At 69.6% G+C, this 3,906-nt stretch carries 2 protein-coding genes and 2 pseudogenes; 2 read left to right on the top strand and 2 right to left on the bottom strand.

The window, feature by feature from the left end; all coding sequences use genetic code 11:
* Positions 1-146 (bottom strand): annotated as a pseudogene (locus E1166_RS32395) (integrase); the annotation flags it as partial.
* 142 nt (positions 147-288) lie between these two features.
* On the opposite strand from E1166_RS32395, the pseudogene E1166_RS29765 reads away from it, so the two are divergent.
* Positions 289-951 (top strand): annotated as a pseudogene (locus E1166_RS29765) (formylglycine-generating enzyme family protein).
* Positions 952-1,384: 433 nt separating this feature from the next.
* Positions 1,385-2,572 (top strand): endo-1,4-beta-xylanase, encoded by a 1,188-nt coding sequence (locus tag E1166_RS29760; protein WP_132271060.1) that lies wholly within the window; start codon positions 1,385-1,387, stop codon positions 2,570-2,572.
* 492 nt (positions 2,573-3,064) lie between these two features.
* Here the strand turns inward: E1166_RS29760 and E1166_RS29755 are convergent, their stop codons facing one another.
* On the bottom strand, positions 3,065-3,790 hold the full coding sequence (locus tag E1166_RS29755; protein WP_132343148.1) for an SDR family oxidoreductase: 726 nt from the start codon (positions 3,788-3,790) through the stop codon (positions 3,065-3,067).
* Positions 3,791-3,906 lie beyond the last annotated feature (116 nt).

Below are 3,906 nucleotides of genomic sequence, written 5' to 3'. Positions count from 1 at the left end.
GTGCTGATCTCGCCGGCGAGCGCCGCCACGGTCCGCAGGTCCCGCCGGTACGCCTCGAGGGTGTGGGGGGAGGGCTTGCGGGTGGCGCGGGCGGTCAGGAACTCCTCGATCAGGTGTTCTACCGATTCATCCCACTTGTCATGCATAAGGGATATTATGCATGATTTTCGCCTTGTCGTCGATCGAGCAGGGGGTGGACCGGACTTCGCGGCTGCGCCGGTGATGGCAGGCAACGGCGAATTTCCGGGGGAACAGGGTCAGCCGGGTCGCCGGTAGGCTCCCTTGTCCATGGGGGACGACCGGACACTCGACATGATCGCCATTGCAGCGGGCAGGGTGACCGTGTCGGACCGGCGGACGCGGTCCCACTGGTCGGTCGACCTGGCGCCGTACCAGCTCGCGGCGGTGCCGGTGACCCAGGCGCTCTACGCCCGGGTCACCGGGCGGCGGCCGAGTGCCGCCCGGGGCGACCGGCTGCCCGTGGAGAGTGTGTCGTGGCGGGACGCGGTCCGGTTCTGCAACAGCCTGTCCCGTCAGCAGGGCTTGCCGCCTGTGTATCGCCTCGACGGCGATGGCGTCGAGTGCGACGCGACCGGCGGGTACCGGCTACCGACCGAGGCCGAGTGGGAGTACGCATGCCGGGCCGGCACGACCGGCCCCCGGTACGGTCCGCTCGACGAGATCGCCTGGTATCGCGGCAACGCAGACGGGCAGCCCCATCCCGTCGCTGACCGGCAGCCCAACGCGTGAGGTCTGCACGACATGCTGGGCAACGTCTGGGAATGGTGTTGGGACATCTACGACGCCGAGGTCTACGACAGCTACCGCGTGCTGCGTGGCGGCGGCTGGTTCGACCAGCCCTGGAGCTGCCGAGCCTCGGTGCGTCGTCGCAGCCATCCCACGCTGCGAATCGATGACCTGGGGTTTCGCGTCGCGCGCAGCCTGCCCTGACGCCCCAGGAGGCAACCCGGGGGGAGGTCCGCCGGGCCGCTACTTGACATAATGTACATTATCGAATCCGCCGGGAGCGCCGCGAGCGCACCGGCAATACACCTGATCACGCCCGTCCACTGGTTCGATCCCGACCCGGTGACCACCGGCGCAGCTGATCGGCGGCTCGTCGGCGAGGTCGTCCTGCTTCGAAACTTCCGGAGCACAGCTGCGCCGGTGGTCAGCAGGTTCGCGCAACTTCCGGAAATCTTCGTGGTTGACCAGCCGGTCGGACGCTCCTAACGTTTCGCTCTAGTTGCGGAAATCGATCCGTAACTATCGGTGGCGCTCGCGGCCGCACGCCCCCGAGCTTCCCGCGCACGGCACCACCGCCGGCTCTGTGAGGTCCTACCTCCCCCGGCACCGGCGGTGGTCCACTCCGGAAGGACTGCAGATGAAGTGGAGACGGTGGACAGCCGTCGCTGCGGTCGCTGTCGCGACCGCAGGGGTGCTCAACACCCTGCCGGCCACGGCCAGCCGCCCGTACGATCCGGCCGCGCAGACCTTGGGCGCGCTCGGGCAACGCCACGGCCTGTATGTGGGCACCGCGGTGAGCATGGACGCCCTCGCCGACCCGAACGACCCGCAGTACCGTCAGCTCGCCGCGTCGGAGTTCTCGTCGGTGACCGCCGAGAACGTCATGAAGTGGGAGAGCCTGGAGCCGACCCGGGGCAACTACAACTGGGCACCGGCCGACGCGTTGATGGACTTCGCCCGGCGTAACAATCAGCGGGTACGCGGGCACGTGCTGGTCTGGCACAACCAGTTGCCGGGTTGGCTGACCAGTGGGGTGGCCGACGGTTCGATCAGCCGGGCCGAGCTACGCGAGCTGCTGCGTCAGCACATCACGACCGTGGTCAGCCGGTATCGGGGGCGGATCTGGCAGTGGGACGTGGTCAACGAGGCGGTCAGCGATCCCTGGAACACTCCGCCTACGTTGCACTACAAGGGGTTCTGGGCGCAGCACCTGGGGCCGGGCTACATCGCCGACGCGTTCCGTTGGGCGCGGGCGGCGGATCCGAAGGCGTTGCTGTTCTACAACGACTACAACATCGAGGCCTTCGGGTCGGGTGATCCGGCCAACGACAAGACCCAGTTCGTGTACGACATGGTGAAGCGGCTGTTGGCCGAGGGTGTGCCGATCGACGGTGTCGGCAGCCAGGGTCATCTGGGCACGCAGTACGGAAACTTCGACACGTTCCAGGTGGCTTCGGCGTTGAAGCGGTTCTCGGCGTTGGGTCTGGCGACCGCGTTGACGGAGGTGGATGTGCGCAGCCGGCTCACCGATCGGGTGCAGGCGGGTGACCCTGAGGAGATCAACCCGCGGTTGCAGGCGTCCGCGGCGAATTACAGTGTGCTGATGAAGGCGTGTCTGGCTGATCGGCACTGTTTGTCGTACACGGTGTGGGGTTTCACCGACCGGCACTCGTGGGTGCCGGGCACCTTCCCCGACGAGGGCATGGCTTCGTTGTACGACGAGCAGTACCGGCCGAAGCGGGCGTACCACGAGGTCAAGTCCGATCTGGTGTTCGCCGGCCCGCCGTACGTTCTGCCTCGGGCGCTGCATCGGCCGCGTCGTTAGGGTTCGGGTGGGTCCGGGGGCGCGCGGTCGGTCGTGGCGTCGCCGGACCCACCCGGTTGGTTCGCTGTCGGCCAGGGTGGTCCGGGTTCGTGCGGAAGGACCGGTCGGTCTCCCCCACCGGGTCGGCAACGGCGTCTGGGATGACCAGTTTCCCCGCGACCGCTCGCCGGGTTCGTGACGGGGTTCCCCGGCCCGCCGGACACATCGTGTGGCGCCCATCGGGGGCTGCAGAAGCGTGAGGGCCGGCGCGTTCCGCGCAAACGCTGCATTCGTGGGACTCGTGGGGTGGCCGCGCCATCGCCTGCCGCCCCGATCCGCGGAAGCATCCGGCGTGTCCGCTGCCCGTCGTGGTGGGGTCGGGTGTTCGATGCGCGCGTCGCAGGGTCGGCCGGGCCGGGCGTGCCTGGTCTGCGGCGACGGGGACCGGCGCTCGCGAGCAGTCTGCCGGAGCTGCGGTGTCCTACCCGGGGGCCGTGGCGATCCCCGGTAGGTTCACAGGCCGCCGGCGACGCGTACGACGGCTCCGGTGGTGTACGAGGCGTCGGGGCCGAGTAGCCAGGCGACGGCGGCGGCGATTTCGTCGGGTTCTCCGGCGCGGCCCATGGGAATGCGACCGGCGGCGCGGTCGGGGCGGTCGGGCATGCCGGAGAGCGCGTGGATGTCGGTGCGGATGACTCCGGGCGCGACGGCGTTGACGCGGATGCCGTGTGGGGCGAGTTCCTTGGCCAGGCCGGTGGTGAGGGTGTCGGTGGCGGCTTTGACGGCGGCGTAGTGGATGTATTCGCCGGGGCTGCCGAGGGTGGCGGCGGCCGAGGAGATGTTGACGATGGCGCCGCCGTGGGTGAGGCGGCGGGCGGCCTGTTGGGCGCAGAGGATGTAGCCGACGAGGTTGACGTCGATGACGTGGCGTAGGTCGTCGAGGCGTAGGTCGGTGAAGGGTCCGATGGGGCTGGTGACGCCGGCGTTGTTGACCAGGCCGGTGAGGGGGCCGAGGTTTTCGGCGGTGTCGAAGAGCCGGTTGACCTGGTCGGGGTCGGTGGTGTCGGCGGGTACGGCGACGGTGTGGCGGCCGAGGGCGCGGATGTCGGTCACGACGTGTCGGGCGGCGTCGTGGTCGTGGTGGTAGCCGATGGCGATGTCGTGGCCGTCGGCGGCGAGGCGGCGGGCGGTGGCGGCGCCGATGCCGCGGCTGCCGCCGGTGACGATGGTGACCGGCAACGGGCCCCTCTTTCCTGCTCTGGCGGGCGGTGTCGACCCTACCGGGCGGGCGGGCGGTGTGGGGCCTACGCTCTGCGCGTCGTGGTGCGGCGAGGTGGAGGTGTGCGGTGGGTGGG

Origin of the sequence: Micromonospora sp. KC213 (assembly GCF_004348325.1) — a bacterium.
Classification (GTDB): Bacteria; Actinomycetota; Actinomycetes; order Mycobacteriales; family Micromonosporaceae; genus Micromonospora.
This window is presented reverse-complemented; position numbering and strand designations above follow the sequence as displayed.